This window comes from Microbacterium hydrocarbonoxydans, from assembly GCF_011752045.1.
Classification (GTDB): domain Bacteria; phylum Actinomycetota; class Actinomycetes; order Actinomycetales; family Microbacteriaceae; genus Microbacterium.
On record NZ_JAAKXW010000002.1, the window covers coordinates 435412 to 449756 of the forward strand.

Genomic DNA, 14345 nt, shown 5'->3' on the forward strand with positions numbered 1-14345 from the left:
GCCTGCGCTGCGCGGCTACTGGTCGATGCGGTTGTCGTTCGCGTACTCGACGATCTTGCCCAGCGCCTCCTCAGCGCCGAGATCGCCTCGGATCGCGAGCGCCATCTGCTGGTTGAGGTAGTCCGTCATCGCGCCGGTCCACTGGAACGGCGTGGCCTCGGCGGTGCTGAGGGCGTCGAACATGACGGTCATCGCCTCGGCCTGCGCCGGGTCGAGGTCGGCGGACACCGAGGAGACGACCTCATCGGCGCCCTCGGCGGTGCCGGGGGCGAAGCCGACGGCGAGCTTCACGAACTCCACCTGGTTCTCCTCGTTCGTGACGAACTCGGCGAAGGCGAGCGCGGCCGACGGGTTCTCGGTGTCTGCGGAGACGTTCAGGCCCTGCACGAACAGCGGCGGGATGCCGGGGCGCGCCGTGGCGGTGGTCTGCTCGAGCAGCGTCGGCGCCTTGGTGCGCAGGTCTCCGGCGAAGCCGGAGCCGCCGGTCGTGTAGGCGACCTTGCCCTGCAGGTACATCTCGGCGTTGCCGGCGTAGCTGCCGGTCAGCGCCTCGGCGGGCATCGCGCCGGCGGCGTAGGCATCGGCGTACTGCTGCACGATCTCCACCGCCTCGGGGGTGTCGAAGATGAAGGCGCCGTCTTCGTCCATGATGTCGATGCCCGCGGAGACGAAGGTGTCCAGCCCCGGCATCGAGGAGACGAGCTGGACGCTGCCTCCGGAGTCGGCGGCCACGGTCTTGGCGAGCTCGAGCCAGTCGGACGTCTCGGCCGGCAGGTCGGCCTTGGTGACGCCGTACGGCGCGAGCTTCTCGAGGTTCCACCAGGAGAGGTCGCTGCCGAGGTACCAGGGCAGGCCGTAGGTGCCCTCGACACCCGTGAACTGGCTGTACGCCGCCCAGCCCCCGGCGTTGTACCCCTCCTCGAGCTCCGGGTCCGCCGCGGCGAGGTCCATGAGCTTGCCGGCCTGAACCAGGGGGAAGGCGATGTCCGGCGGCAGATTGAGCACGTCCGGGAGCGTGTCGGAGTTGGCCTGGCTGAGGATCTTGTCCTGGTAGCCGTCGCCGGGCTGGTCGATCCAGTCGACGATGACGTCCGGGTGCTCCTCCTCGAACTCGGCGATGAGGTCCTCGAAATAGGGGGTGAACTTCTCGTTCTTCAGAGACCAGGTCTGGAACTGGATGGTGCCGCTGAGCTCTCCGTCCGTGTCGATCGGGCCGGCCGCTCCCCCGCCGCCCGTGGCGCCGGTGCACCCGGCGAGGGCGAGGGACGCCACTGCCGCGATGCCCGCGGCTGCTGTCATTCGGAACTTCATGGACGTTCTCCTTCGAAGTGGTCCAGGCTGCTGCTGCGCTCCGTTCGAGTCGCTGTCACAAGCCCTACTAAAACGGTATAGTGACCATAGCATGGCACACCGGCTCTCGGAGCGTCCACCCTCGGATCCGTTTCGACCCGCGGCTTCACCCTCGAAAGGACAGCGATGCCCCGCTCGACCGCCCCGCTCCGGTTCGGCGCGAACTACACGCCGCGCTCGCAGTGGATGCACGCCTGGATGGCCCTCGACCTCGACGAGGTGCGGCGCGACTTCGAGGCCCTGGCCGAGCTCGGCCTCGACCACGTGCGCATCCTCCCGCTGTGGACGCAGCTGCAGCCGAACCGCACGCTGATCCGCGAGGAGGCCGTCGAGGACGTGCGGGCTGTGGTCGACATGGCGCGCGAGTTCGGGCTCGACGCGAGCGTCGACGTGATCCAGGGGCACCTGTCGAGCTTCGACTTCATCCCGTCCTGGCTGTTCACCTGGCACGACAAGAACATGTTCACCCACCCGGACGCGCTCAGCGGCCAGGTCGCACTGGTCACCCGGCTCGGCGAGCGGCTCCGCGACGCGGACAACTTCCTCGGATTCACCCTCGGCAACGAGACGAACCAGTTCTCGGCCGCGAACCACCCCTCCCCGTGGCCGGTCACCGAGGCCGAGGCCGCGCACTGGATCACCACCCTCCTCGACGCCGCGCACGCCGTCGCTCCCGCGCAGCAGCACGTGCACAGCGAATACGACGCCGCCTGGTACATGGACGGGCACGGCTTCACCCCCGCCCTCGCCTCCCGGCTCGGCGACATCACCACCGTGCACTCCTGGATCTTCAACGGCACCGCGCAGAAGTACGGCGGCCGGTCCGTGGCATCCGACCGGCACGCCGAGTACATGATCGAGCTCGCGCGCGCCTTCGCCACCGATCCGGGCCGGGCGATCTGGCTGCAGGAGGTCGGCGCGCCGTCGAACTGCCTCGCCCCCGGGCAGACGCCGGACTTCCTCGAGGCGACCGTGCGCTCCGCCGCGCGCACGGAGAACCTCTGGGGCGTGACCTGGTGGTGCTCGCACGACGTGAGCCGCGCCCTCGCCGACTTCCCCGAGCTCGAGTACACGCTCGGCCTCGTCGACCAGGACGGCGCGGCGAAGCCGATCGGCCGCCGGTTCGCAGAGATCATCCCCGAGCTGCGCGAGCGCCGGGAGCCGCCCGCCCGCAGCCTCGGCATCGTGGTCGAGGTCGACGAGCAGGAGACGCCGGTCAGCCGCAGCGCGATGGCCCCCGGCGGCTCCGTCTTCCAGGCATGGGTCGACGCCTGCACCGACGGCGCAGACCCCGCCTTCGTCACCTCGGCGGATGCGGACAGGCCCGAGGTCCTCGCGGCGCGCGGCATCACCGAGCTGGTCCGCCCCGCCCTCTCCGGCGCCCCCTACTCCTCGCAGAACACCGTCGTCTAGTGCGGGGCCGCCGTGCTCTCCCGCACGGTGAGCCGCGGGGCGGCGCCCCTCCGGTCCTCCAGGATGCCGGGCGCGTCGATCTGGGCGAGCAGGAAGGCGGCGGCATCCGCTCCCAGGCCGAAGGTGTCGCGGGTGATGCAGGTGAGCGACGGGTGCACCAGGCCCGCGACGACGGAGTCGTCGAAGGAGGCGATCGAGAGGTCTCCGGGCACGGCGACGCCCCTCTCCTGCGCGACCCGGAATCCGGCGATGGCCATGACGTCGTTGTCGAAGACGATCGCCGACGGGCGATCCTCGCGGTCGAGCAGCCGCCGGGTGGCGGCGGATGCCGAGGCCGGCGAGTAGTCCGTCGCGATGACCTCCCCGGTGATGCCGCCGGCGGCGAGGCCGGCCAGCACGTCGGTGCGCAGCCGGGTGTGCTGGAACTCGGCGGGCCCGGCGACGTAGACGATCGAGCGGTGCCCGAGGGATCCCAGGTAGCCGAAGAGCTCGTGCGCGACCTGGCTGTCATCGAGCCAGATGGTCGCCGGATGACCCGGCTCGGAGGCCCGGCCGCCGATCACGACCGCGGGGAGCCCGAGGTCGGCGAGCACGGCCAGGCGCGGATCGTCCTCGAGCGGGTCGATCACGAGCACGCCGTCGACCTGGTTGGCGCTGCTCCAGCGACGGTAGGTGGCCACCTCCTCCTCGATCGAGGAGACGAGCACCATCTGCATACCGATCCGCCGTGCCGCGAGGGCCGACTGCGCGCCGGCGATGAGGTCGGTGAAGAACGCCTCGGCGCCCAGGGTCTCGGCGCGACGGTTCACCGCGAAGCCGATGACGCCGGCCCGGGCGCCGACGAGGGCCCGCGCCGCCGAGCTCGGCTCCCACTGGTGCTGCGCGGCGATGTCCAGGATGCGCTGCCGGGTCTGCTCGCTGACGCCTGGCCGCCCGTTGAGCGCGAACGACACCGCGCCCGGCGAGACCCCCGCAAGCCGCGCGATGTCTGTGATCGTCACGCGCTTCGCTTTGGACATGCGACAACTGTAGCGATTCAGATTCGCTCAGGACCCGGGATCCCTTGCATCCACGCGCCCGGTGCCGCTCCCTCGCTCAGGCGCCCCACTCGACCGGGACCCGGAGCCGCCGGCGCTGCGGTGCCGCGCCCGGCGACTCGATCTCACGGATGAGCGCCTGCGCCGCCATCCGGCCGAGCTCCGACCCGTCGACGTCGATCGCGGGAACGTCGCGCAGACCGAGCGCCTGCACGATGGCCCGCTCCGAGCTGACCACGGGCGGCTGCTCCCCCGCGGAGAGATACGCGTACTGAGCGCCGAGACCCAGCGCCGTGGCGTAGGGGATGACCGCATCCGGCTTCAACGATCGGATCTCGGCGGCGGCTCCGATCCCGGCGGCGAAAGTGGGCGGATACGGCCCGACCACCTCCACCTCGACGCCCGATCGCTCCGCCGCCGCCCGGACTGCCGCCTCTCGCTGCCGATCCTGCCAGGACCCGGCGGGTCCTCCGGCGTAGACGAGTCGCCGGTACCCGCTGCGGATGAAATGCGCGGCCAGCTCGCCGAAGGCCGTCCCCGTGTCCGCCACGACCGAGGAGACCCCTTCGGTCTCGCGGTCGACGAGCACCGTGGGCTTGCGGCCGGCCACCGCCTCGACGAGGTCGTCGGTGCCGAGCGGCGCCACGATGATGAAGCCGTCGACCTGTCGCGAAAGCCGCTCGAACGCGAGGAGATCGCCGCTGTGCGCGAGGTTGTGCACGACGACCGTGAGCTGCAGCCCCGCCGCGTCGGCGCACGCCTGGGCGCCGCCGATGATGGGCGTGAAGAAGCTGTTGTCGAGAGTCGGCACGACGAGCGCCACGATGCCGGTGCGTCCGCCGGCGAGCTGGCGGGCGGCGTTGTTCGCGACGAAGCCGAGCTTCTCGGCGGCCTCGCGTACGCGCTGAGCCGTCGCAGGCGACACCATCTCGGCCCGGGAGAACGCGCGGGACGCGGTGGCCTTCGACACCCCTGCGAGCATCGCGACGTCTGCGATCGTCGCCATTCGCCCTCCCCTGCCGGTTCGACCGCGCTGTTCGAACAACCGGTTTCATGATCCCGCAGGACAGATGTTACTCCAAGTCTGGCGCAAACTCCCTCCAACGCGTACTGTGTCATGCAACCGGTTACATTGACGAATCTGGAGGCAGCGATGAGGACCCGACTCACACCAGCGCTCCTGTTGCTGCCGGGGCTCGCCTTCCTGCTCATCGGCTTCCTGGTTCCGTCGCTCGCGATGCTCCTCGCCCCGCCCGGCACCGCGACATCCGACATCTTCGTGCGTCTCGGCGAGATGCTCACCGACCCCTACGACCTGGCGATCATCGGCCGCACGCTGCTGCTGGGACTCGTCGTCACCGCGATCTGCGTGTGCCTCGGCTTCCCGACCGCCTACCTGCTGGCCCGCTCGACCTCGCGCTGGGCCGGTGTCTTCCTCGCCCTCGCGATCTTCCCGCTGCTGCTGAGCAACGTCGTCCGCACCTTCGGCTGGCTCGTCGTCCTCGGATCGAACGGTGCGATCGGCCAGCTGCTCACCGGACTCGGCCTCGTCGACAAGGCCCCGCAGCTCCTCTACACACCGCTCGCGATCATCCTCGGTCTCACCCAGCTGTTCCTGCCGCTCGCGATCATCACCTGCTATTCCGCGGTGTCCCAGGTCGATGCGGGCCTCGACGATGCCGCACGAGGACTGGGAGCCTCCCGCATCCGCACGTTCTGGGACGTCGTCCTCCCGCTGTCCCTGCCTGGGATCGTCGTCGCGTCGACCCTGGTCTTCGCGGGCTCGGTGACGGCGTACACCACGCCGTACCTGCTCGGCGGGTCCGGAAACCGGATGCTCTCGACCCAGCTGTTCTCGTACGCCAGCGTCACGATCGACTGGGCGAGCGCTTCCGCGACAGCACTGATCATGACCGTGCTCGTGTTCGCCGTCTCGGCGGTCGCCACGACGGTCGGACGCAAGGGAGCGACGTCGTGAACACCCGCCGCCCGATCGCGACCGCGCTCGCCGTCGCCGGCTACATCGTGATGATCGTGCCGATCCTCTTCGTCGTGGCGACCGCGTTCACCGGCGGAAGCACGCTCAGGTTCCCTCCGGAGGGCTTCTCGCTGCAGTGGTTCGGCGAGGCCCTCAGCTACGCGCCGTTCGTACGCTCTCTCCTGACGAGCACCGAGATCGCCATCCTCGCCACGGTGCTCGCGCTGCTCGTCGGCGTCCCCGCGACGCTGGCCATCTACCGCGGAAAACTCCCCGGCAGGGGCATCGTGGAGGGGCTGTTCCTCTCCCCGCTGATCGTGCCCGAGCTCGTCGTGGGCCTCGCTCTGTTCCAGCAGCTCATCGTCACCTTCCGCATCGACAACTTCCCGGTGCTCCTGCTCGGCCACACCGCACTGCTGCTTCCGTACGCGGTGCGGGTGACCGGTGCGGCGCTCGTGGGCGCCGACGCCGGCCTGGAGGAGGCCGCGCGCGGACTCGGCGCCTCGCCATGGCGCGCGTTCTGGACGGTGACGCTGCCCGTGCTCCGTCCCGGCATCTTCTCCGCCGCGCTGCTCAGCTTCATCACCTCGTTCAACAACGTGCCGCTCTCGCTCCTGCTGCAGAGCCGCACCACCCAGACCCTGCCGATCACGATGCTCGACTACGTGCAGCAGAGCTATGACCCGATGATCGCCGCCACCTCGACCCTCATCCTCGCGGCGACCGTCGTCATCGCCATCATCGCGGAGCGCACAGTGGGCTTCGCCAAGATCTTCGGAGGCATCAACCGATGAACGCCGCTGCCCAGTTCGTCTCCGTCAGTCAGGTCTTCGGCGACTTCACCGCCGTCGACGACATCGACCTGAGCATCCCCGCAGGCAAGCTCACGACGCTGCTCGGCCCGTCCGGCTGCGGCAAGACCACCTCGCTGCGGATGCTCGCGGGATACACCCGCCCCACTTCGGGCCGGATCCTGATCGACGGCGCGGACGCCACGGACCTGCCGCCTGAGAAGCGCGGCCTCGGCATGGTCTTCCAGTCGTACGCCCTCTTCCCGCACATGACGGTCGCCGACAACGTGGCCTACGGTCTCAAACTTCAGCGCACGTCGAAGGCGGAGCGCACGGCCCGCGTCGCCGAGTGCCTGGAGCTCGTCGGCCTCGGACACCTCGCCGCACGCCGCCCCCGCGCACTGTCCGGCGGCCAGCAGCAGCGCGTGGCCCTCGCCCGCGCGATCGCGATCCGACCGAAGCTGCTGCTGCTGGACGAGCCGCTGTCGAACCTCGACGCCCGCCTGCGCGTGCAGATGCGCGCCGAGATCCGGCGCATCCAGAACGAGACCGGCCTGACCGTCGTGCTCGTCACCCACGATCAGGACGAAGCGCTCGAGATGAGCGACGAGATGGTGCTGATGCGCTCGGGGCGGATCATGCAGCAGGGTGCGCCTTCCGACGTGTTCGGATCCCCCGCGAACCGCTTCGTGGCCGACTTCCTCGGTTACGAGAACTTCGTGACCACGCCGCAGGGTCTGGTGACCGTGCGGCCGGAGCACCTCTCGGTCACCGCCGGCGAGCGTCCGGATGCCGCCGGCCTCGCCCTCACCGGCACGGTCACCGATGTCGCCTACCGTGGCGTCGACCTGCTCATCACCGTCTCCGCGAGCGACGCGGCGGGCATCACGACGCTCCTCTCGGACGTCCGTGCCGACGGCGCCCCCCACGTATCCCCCGGTGACACCGTCACCGTCACCGCCCCGGCGTCACGCCTGATCGCACTCGCCGACTGACCCCCCTCCCGAAAGGACGACACCATGTCGCGTCACCTCCCCATCCGGCCGCTCGGGCTCGCAGCCGGCATCACCGCCGGCGTACTCGCGCTCTCCGGCTGCACCGCCGGCACCGACGACGCCCCCGAGGGCGCCGGCGATCCGAAGACGCTCGTCGTCAGCACCTTCCCGTTCGGCGTGGAGCAGCTCCAGGAGGCGGTCATCGACCCGTTCACGGAGGCGACCGGCATCGAGGTCGAGATCGCGACCGGCTCGAACGCCGACCGCCTCTCTCAGCTGCAGCTGGCCGGCGGCGTCGACCCGGGCGTCGACGTGATGCTCATGAGCGACTTCTACGCGGCTCTCGGCCAGGAGGACGACCTCTTCCAACAGGTCGACGCCGATGCCGTTCCGGCTCTCGCCGAGATCGCCGACTTCGCCCGCGAGGACGCGTACTTCGGCCCCGCTTACAGCTACCAGCTCAACGGCACGCTCTACCGCACCGACGAGCTCTCCGCCGAAGAGGCCTCCAGCTGGGATCTCTACGGGAACGAGGCCTACGCTGGTCAGCTCGCGCTGCCGAACATCTCGGTGACCGCCGGTCAGCTCGCCGTCAGCGGTGTGGCGGCGACCTATGGCGACGGCCCCTACGACGCCGACACCGCGTTCGCCACGATGGGTGACTGGGCGCCGAACATCCTGCAGTTCTACAGCTCGTCGACCGAGGTCACGAACCTCCTCACGCAGGGTGAGATCGTCGCGGCCGACGCGCTCAACGGCTTCGCGACCAGCCTGGTCGCGGCGGGTGAGCCGATCGCCTGGGTCGCCCCGTCCAGCGGCGCCTACATGGCGACGAACCGGGCGATGATCCCGACCGGGGCTGCGAACGTCGACGCCGCGCACCAGTTCATCGACTACCTCCTCGGCGTCGAGGCGCAGACGGCGTCCGCCGCGCTCGTCGGAGACCTCCCGGTCAACCCCGGAGCCGAGATCCCGGCCGAGATCACCGCCGTCGTCGGAGACATCGCCGTCGACCCGGTGGCCGCAGGCTTCGAGACCCTCGACCCGACCGAGCTCATCCCCACGCGCAACGAGTGGGTCGAGCGCTTCGCCCGCGAGGTCACGGCCCAGTGAGCCCGACCGCAGGCGCAGTCTCCGCAGGGTGGATCGAACGGCTGCCGAAGGTGGAGCTGCACTGCCACCTGATCGGCGCCGTCCGGGCGACGACGTTCGCCGAGCTCGCGCGACGCGAGAAGCTGGACCTCCCGGACGATCCCGAGCGCATCTTCGCCGACATCAACTCCCTGCCTCCGGATCCGGCGCTCTACCGGAACACCGTGATCCCCGTGCCTCAGGAGCGCTCGGCCGACGAGCCGGAGGTGTCGTACTCGCTCTTCCAGGCGTCGAAGTGGGTGATCGACGCGCTCCGCTCCGCCGACGATCTCACCCGCATCGTCTACGAGGCGTTCGAGGACGCACATCGGCAGAGCAACGTGCGTCACCTCGAGCTCTTCTTCGACGACGTGCCGGAGCACCTCGCCTCGCTCGGGTACGCGGGAAGCGTCGAGGCGTACGCGGAGGGCATCCGGATGGCCGAGCGCGAGTTCGGGATGACGGGACGGATGATCAAGGGAATCGACCGCTCGAAGAGCGGCGAGGCGGCGCTCGCGCAGGTACGCGAGGTGGTCGACAACCCGCATGAGTACGTCGCCGGAATCGGGCTCGACAATCTCGAGACGGCCGGCCCTCCGGAGAGGTTCGCCGAGGCGTATCGTCTCGCCGGCGAGGCGGGACTCGGCCGCACCGCGCACTCCTCCGAGCATGTGCCGAGCGCGCAGAACACGATCACCTGCCTCGACCTTCTCGGCTGCGACCGCATCGACCACGGCTACTACGTGGTCGAGGACCCGGAGGTCGTGGCACGCGTGCGCGATGAGGGAGTCGTGTTCACGGTCGGGTCCACGACATCCCGCCGTTCCTGGCGCCCGTGGCGGCGCGCGTCCATCCGGGCCATGATCGACGCCGGGCTGTCGGTGATCCCCTGCTCCGATGATCCGGGGATGTTCCCGACGACGCTCACGAACGAGTACACGATCCTCTCAGAGCAGATCGGCGCGACTCATGCCCAGCTGCGGGCGATGGCGCTGCGCGCTGTCGACGCCTCGTGGCTGCCCGCCGCTGAGCGCGACACGCTGCGCGCCGAGGTCGAGGCGGAGATCGACGCGCTCGACGCGGAGTTCGCGCCGGCCTGAGCCGCGTCCGCTCGCGGGAGATCCCCGTCAGGAGGTTCCACCGGAACCGTCCTGACGGGGATCTTCGTCCTTCCGGGCTCAGCTCATCCAGGCGGGGACCCGGCCCCGCAGGAAGGCTCCGTCGAGCGAGAGGCGCCCGGCGCCGGTGAAGGCGAGCGCGAGCGCGGCGGCCCCGAGGACGGCGACGAACTCGTAGCCGCCCTCGCCGACCCACAGCCCTGCCGGAAGGTGCACGGCGATGAGCGCGACGATCATGTCGACCGCGAGGAGGACGCCGATGGGTCGGGCGAACAGGCCGAGGATCAGCAGGATGCCGCCGATGAGCTCGACGAAGGCGACGACGGGTGCGGCGACCTCCGGGAGCGGCACGCCCATGTCGCTGAAGCTGCCGATCGTGCCGGGGATGGTGAACTCGAAGATCTTCTGCGCGCCATGCGCGGCGAAGACGGCGCCGACGACGATGCGGAGGATGAGGAGGCCGAACGAGGCGGCCGGAGTGGATGCGGTGGTGTTCGTCATGACGGAGATGTTCCTTCGTGGCAGGACACCGCGCGCAGGCGCGGAGCAGGGGCGATCCCTGCCTCCACGCTAGGAAGCCGACATTTCCGCGGGCTGTACGTGACGCCGACGACCCGATCGGATCAGGAAGCCTCCGTAGACTCGCTGGAACGGCGAAGGACGGAAGGAGACGCGAAGACGGTGAGGGCACGGACGGTCTTCGGCGCACTGCGCCTGGCCGGCGCGGCCGCCTGCACGGCCGCCCTCGTGCATCGCCTGTTCTGGGGGCTGAGCTCGCGCACGATCGCGGGCGAGAACTTCCTCGCCTATCTGACCGTGCAGTCGAACTGCGCCCTCGTGATCATCCTGCTGCTGGGCGCAGGACTGGCGTTCTACCGTCCCTCCGATCCGCGCTGGTTCTCGGTGGCCCTCGCCCTGGTGCTGACGTGGACGATCACCGCAGGACTCGCCTTCGCGCTGATCGTGTGGCAGGCCGGCCTGCGCGGCATCCGCGTCGACGTGCCCTGGTCCGACCATCTGCTGCACTTCTGGCTGCCCGCGTGCACCGCCCTCGCGTGGATCCTCACCCCCGGCCACCGCGGAGTCCCGTGGTGGGTGGTGCCCGTCTCCCTGACCTTCCCGCTCGGCTGGGGCGGGGTGACGATGTGGCGCGGCCCGTCTGTCGGGTGGTACCCGTACTACTTCCTCGACCCGCGCCAGGTGTCCGGTCCGCCCGAGTTCCTGCTCACCAGCGGTGTCGCCCTCGCGATCTTCGCGGCGGTCGCGACGGTGCTCGTCATCATCAGCCGGGTGCGCCCGCGCGGTCAGGTGCCGCTGCCGGTATGACCGGTCTCAGCCGCCGGATGCCGTGAACACGGCGAGTGAGGAGAGAGCGGCGGCGAGCGCGTCGTCGTCATCGAGATCGGCGAACTCCGCGGCGGATGCTCCTCCGACGATGCCGACGAGCACGTTCTCGCCGGTGGCAGGAGCGAGGCTGTACCAGGTGCGGATCAGCGCCTCGCCGCCGACGACGTGCCAGAGGGCGGCGTCGGTCTCGATGAGCGGCTCGTCGAAGCGGAGCCAGATCGTCTCGATGCGCCCCATGCCGAGAGCGGCGATGGCCCCTCGGTGGCTGAAGGGCAGCGCCGGAGAGAACTCGATCCCGTCGCTCTGCAGCACGCCGAGCGGCACCGTGAGGACCACGCGGTCGAAGGACAGCGATTCTCCCGTCGCGATCCCCAGGCTCACACCGCGGTCGTCGTGGGCCACCCGGGACACCGGCGACGACAGGCTCATCCTCGCGCCCTCGAGCAGCGAGTCGAAGACGGAGCCGAGATCTCCGAGCGCCACGGTCGGAGACGCGGCGGGAAGCGCGGGCGGGAACCAGGAGGACGCCTCGTCCGGCGCGATCCCCGTCGATGCGGAGACCGCGGCCAGCAGGGCGGCGAGACCCGGCTCCTCGATGTCGGCGCCGGCCGCGGCGAGGGCGTCGGCGAGCGAGCTGTCGGCGGGGAGGAGCTGCGCGGCGGCGACGGCATCCGTGATCCGCTGATCCGGCACCGGTTCCACCTCGCCCTCAGCCGAGCGCCAGGCGGGCGTCTCGAGCGTGGCGGTGCGGATGTCGAGCGCGTCCAGCCGCTCGCCCATCTCCGCACCGTCCTCCCCCACCAGCCAGCCGCCGAGCTGCGCGGGGAACGGCCAGGACTCCTCGTCGACCACCGATCGGACGCGGCCGCCGACGCGGTCGCGTCCCTCGAACACGGTCACCTCGAGCCCGGCGGCCAGGAGGCGGGAGACCGCTGCCGCCCCGGCGAGCCCGGCGCCGACGACCGCGACCCGCTCGCCCTCGACGGCGACGTCGAGAAGCTCCTCCGCGGCGCGGAGGCCGGAGCGCAGAGCCGCGGACAGGGTGCCGGGGGCGTCGGCATCCGTCGCCTCACCGGCCATGAACAGGCGGTCCCCGACCGGCGCGGCCAGGGCCTCCCGGGCGCTCGGCTGGGTGCCGACCGGCGTGAAGCTCGCCGCTCCGCGGGAGAACGGATCGGTCGTCCAGGCGCTGCGGGCGAAGGCGCTCGGCGTGGGCCCGTCACCGCTCGGCGTCGGCTTCGGCGACGGCGAGGTGGGCGTGGGCGTGGGCACCGGCTCCGGGGTGCAGGAGGCGAGCAGCACCCCCAGGACGCCGGCTCCGGCGCCGACCAGCAGAGTGCGCCGCGTCATCCTCATCGTGTCGCAACGATACCGCGCATCGCGCGGCCGGCGGATGCCGTGCCGCCGACGCCGCGCGGAGGTAATTGTTTTCTCTGGTCCTGGCCGTGGCCCGACGGACAGGATGTGGCCGTCCCCACCGGGACGACGTCGCCCCCCTCGAAGGAGAAGCAGTGAAGATCCTGTCCAAGTCCCTCGCCGTCATCGCCCTCGCCACCGGAATGGTGCTCGCCGCCGGCGTCGCTCCCGCCTCCGCGGCCGACTATGTGAGCGTGCCGGATCGCTACGTGTACAACCCCGACGCCACCTATCAGCGGACGCTGCACGACTACTGCACGATGTCGCCCGACGAGTTCTCCGCGCCGGGCACGAACGCGAACTTCCGCGGACCGTGCGCGCGCCACGACCTGTGCATCATGGACCGCGCGGTCACGCGCTCCACCTGCGACAGCCGCTTCAAGAGCAACCTGCTGCAGCAGTGCGAGCACTACTACGGCAGCTGGGATCCGCGCCGGGCAGCCTGCAAGTCCACCGCGCTCACCTACTACGCGGTCGTGTCCGTCAAGACGAAGCTGTCCTGAGGCGCGCGGACTGCGTCACGGCGCCGGCTGCGGAGACTCCGCGGCCGGCGCTTCCGCGTCCGGATCCTCCGCGGCCGGATCCTCCGCGGCCGGCACGAAGAACTCGCGAACGAGCCCGGCCACGGCGGCGCCGAACAGGGTCCAGGATTCGTCGGCACGGCCCGGTGCGCTGCGGGTCACGGTCTCGTGCTCGAGTCCCTCCAGCGCCTGCAGGGCGAACCCCTCCCCCAGCGCCGCCATCGCGGTCGTGAACTGGGTCATCGTGTAGGTCCCGCGCAGCCGCATCCCGTAGCGGCGCATCGCCTCGGAATAGAACGCGGTGAACTCGGCGATCGACCGCTCGTGGCGGTCGCGGCTCGCGGCGATCAGCCGGTCGGAGGCCTGCGCGGTCGCCCGCAGCGCCAGCGCGGCGAGGAAGATCCGCGACGACACCTCGGAGCGGTTCTCGGGCGCGAACGTCGCCATGTGGCGCTCCGCCCCTCGGCGGATGACGTCGTCGAGGTGCTCCGGCCAGCCTTCGCCGCAGACCACCTCACGGGTGCTCGCGGTCGGCTCGTCGATGCGGCAGCGGATGACGGCGGCGGCGAGCTCGCGCTGGAAGTCCTCCTGGTCGGCCCAGATGCGGTACGCCGCGCCGGTGGTGAGGCCCGCGATCCGGAGCACCTCCTGGAGGCGGATGTGCGCGACGCCGCTGGTGACGCCGCGGGTGAGGACGAGGTCCATCGCGATGGCGATCAGCAGGCGCCGGGTCTGCTCCGCGGTGCGTCGCGGCCGAGCCGTGCGCGGCGCGTGTGTCATCCCCCCGGAGTCCATCGCGCGCTCAGCCTCGATCAGGGTGCCAGAGCACGACCTCGGTGGAGCGGCGGATGCGGCGGCCGCTCGGCACCGGGACGACGCCGGAGGACCCGGCGGCGAAGACGCGGACGCCGGGGCGGTTCTCCCGCTCGGCGCGCAGCGCGCCCTCCAGCTCGGTGATGCGGCGCCGCAGGGCGCGGTTCTCGTCCTCCAGGTCGAGCAGCCGCGCGATCGCGGGGAGGCTCATGCCCTCCGAGGAGAGGTGGGCGACCTCGCGGAGCTGCTCGATGTTGCGGGTCGAATAGCGGCGGGAGCCGCCGGAGGTGCGACCGGGCACGACGAGCCCGATCCGGTCGTACTGCCGCAGCGTCTGCGGGTGCATGCCCGCCAATTCCGCCGCGACGGCGATCGCGAACACCGGGGTGTCGGCATCCATGCGCCTGTCAGCCATGGTCCTGCACCTCCTGCCCC

Annotated in this window: 15 protein-coding genes; 8 read left to right on the top strand and 7 right to left on the bottom strand. The window is 70.8% G+C overall.

Annotation, left to right across the window (positions count from 1 at the left end; genetic code table 11):
* Positions 1-15: 15 nt before the first annotated feature.
* Positions 16-1311, bottom strand: a complete 1296-nt coding sequence (locus G6G98_RS10300) for an extracellular solute-binding protein (protein ID WP_164234624.1) — start codon at positions 1309-1311, stop codon at positions 16-18.
* 165 nt (positions 1312-1476) lie between these two features.
* Between G6G98_RS10300 and G6G98_RS10305 the strand changes: the two genes are divergently transcribed.
* Complete coding sequence (locus tag G6G98_RS10305; protein ID WP_164234623.1) at positions 1477-2763, top strand: glycoside hydrolase 5 family protein; 1287 nt, start codon at positions 1477-1479, stop codon at positions 2761-2763.
* Here G6G98_RS10305 and G6G98_RS10310 read toward each other — a convergent pair.
* Together G6G98_RS10310 and G6G98_RS10315 are read right to left on the bottom strand one after the other, a co-directional pair.
* Entirely contained in the window at positions 2760-3782 is a 1023-nt protein-coding gene (locus G6G98_RS10310) for a LacI family DNA-binding transcriptional regulator (RefSeq protein ID WP_164234622.1), read from the bottom strand. The genes G6G98_RS10305 and G6G98_RS10310 overlap by 4 nt on opposite strands.
* A 76-nt stretch (positions 3783-3858) precedes the next feature.
* Entirely contained in the window at positions 3859-4806 is a 948-nt protein-coding gene (locus G6G98_RS10315; RefSeq protein ID WP_164234621.1) for a LacI family DNA-binding transcriptional regulator, read from the bottom strand.
* 147 nt (positions 4807-4953) lie between these two features.
* Between G6G98_RS10315 and G6G98_RS10320 the strand changes: the two genes are divergently transcribed.
* From G6G98_RS10320 to G6G98_RS10340, 5 genes are read left to right on the top strand one after another with little or no spacing between them, the layout of a single operon-like run.
* Positions 4954-5778, top strand: coding sequence for an ABC transporter permease (locus G6G98_RS10320; RefSeq protein ID WP_164234620.1), 825 nt, complete (start codon positions 4954-4956; stop codon positions 5776-5778).
* A complete protein-coding gene (locus tag G6G98_RS10325) occupies positions 5775-6572 on the top strand; it encodes an ABC transporter permease (RefSeq protein WP_164234619.1) in 798 nt (265 codons plus the stop codon). Before G6G98_RS10320 ends, G6G98_RS10325 begins: the two co-directional genes overlap by 4 nt.
* A complete protein-coding gene (locus G6G98_RS10330; RefSeq protein ID WP_164234618.1) occupies positions 6569-7564 on the top strand; it encodes an ABC transporter ATP-binding protein in 996 nt (331 codons plus the stop codon). The genes G6G98_RS10325 and G6G98_RS10330 overlap by 4 nt, the downstream gene beginning before the upstream one ends.
* A 24-nt stretch (positions 7565-7588) precedes the next feature.
* Complete coding sequence (locus G6G98_RS10335; protein ID WP_164234617.1) at positions 7589-8677, top strand: ABC transporter substrate-binding protein; 1089 nt, start codon at positions 7589-7591, stop codon at positions 8675-8677.
* On the top strand, positions 8674-9795 hold the full coding sequence (locus G6G98_RS10340; RefSeq protein ID WP_243842082.1) for an adenosine deaminase family protein: 1122 nt from the start codon (positions 8674-8676) through the stop codon (positions 9793-9795). Before G6G98_RS10335 ends, G6G98_RS10340 begins: the two co-directional genes overlap by 4 nt.
* A 78-nt stretch (positions 9796-9873) precedes the next feature.
* Here the strand turns inward: G6G98_RS10340 and G6G98_RS10345 are convergent, their stop codons facing one another.
* Entirely contained in the window at positions 9874-10314 is a 441-nt protein-coding gene (locus G6G98_RS10345) for a DoxX family protein (RefSeq protein WP_164234616.1), read from the bottom strand.
* 180 nt (positions 10315-10494) lie between these two features.
* Here G6G98_RS10345 and G6G98_RS10350 point away from each other — a divergent pair, with 180 nt between their 5' ends.
* On the top strand, positions 10495-11139 hold the full coding sequence (locus G6G98_RS10350) for a Pr6Pr family membrane protein (protein ID WP_164234615.1): 645 nt from the start codon (positions 10495-10497) through the stop codon (positions 11137-11139).
* 6 nt (positions 11140-11145) lie between these two features.
* On the opposite strand, the gene G6G98_RS10355 is transcribed toward G6G98_RS10350, so the two are convergent.
* Positions 11146-12510: a flavin monoamine oxidase family protein gene (locus G6G98_RS10355; protein WP_243842083.1), complete on the bottom strand. Its 1365-nt coding sequence runs from the start codon at positions 12508-12510 to the stop codon at positions 11146-11148.
* Between the two features lie 161 nt (positions 12511-12671).
* Here G6G98_RS10355 and G6G98_RS10360 point away from each other — a divergent pair, with 161 nt between their 5' ends.
* Positions 12672-13079 carry a phospholipase A2 gene (locus G6G98_RS10360; protein ID WP_164234613.1) on the top strand — a complete coding sequence of 136 codons (408 nt, stop codon included), beginning with the start codon at positions 12672-12674 and terminating at the stop codon, positions 13077-13079.
* A 15-nt stretch (positions 13080-13094) separates the two neighbouring features.
* On the opposite strand, the gene G6G98_RS10365 is transcribed toward G6G98_RS10360, so the two are convergent.
* Positions 13095-13877 carry a hypothetical protein gene (locus G6G98_RS10365; RefSeq protein ID WP_164234612.1) on the bottom strand — a complete coding sequence of 261 codons (783 nt, stop codon included), beginning with the start codon at positions 13875-13877 and terminating at the stop codon, positions 13095-13097.
* A gap of 22 nt (positions 13878-13899) precedes the next feature.
* Positions 13900-14325, bottom strand: a complete 426-nt coding sequence (locus G6G98_RS10370; protein WP_067347993.1) for a heat shock protein transcriptional repressor HspR — start codon at positions 14323-14325, stop codon at positions 13900-13902.
* Positions 14326-14345 lie beyond the last annotated feature (20 nt).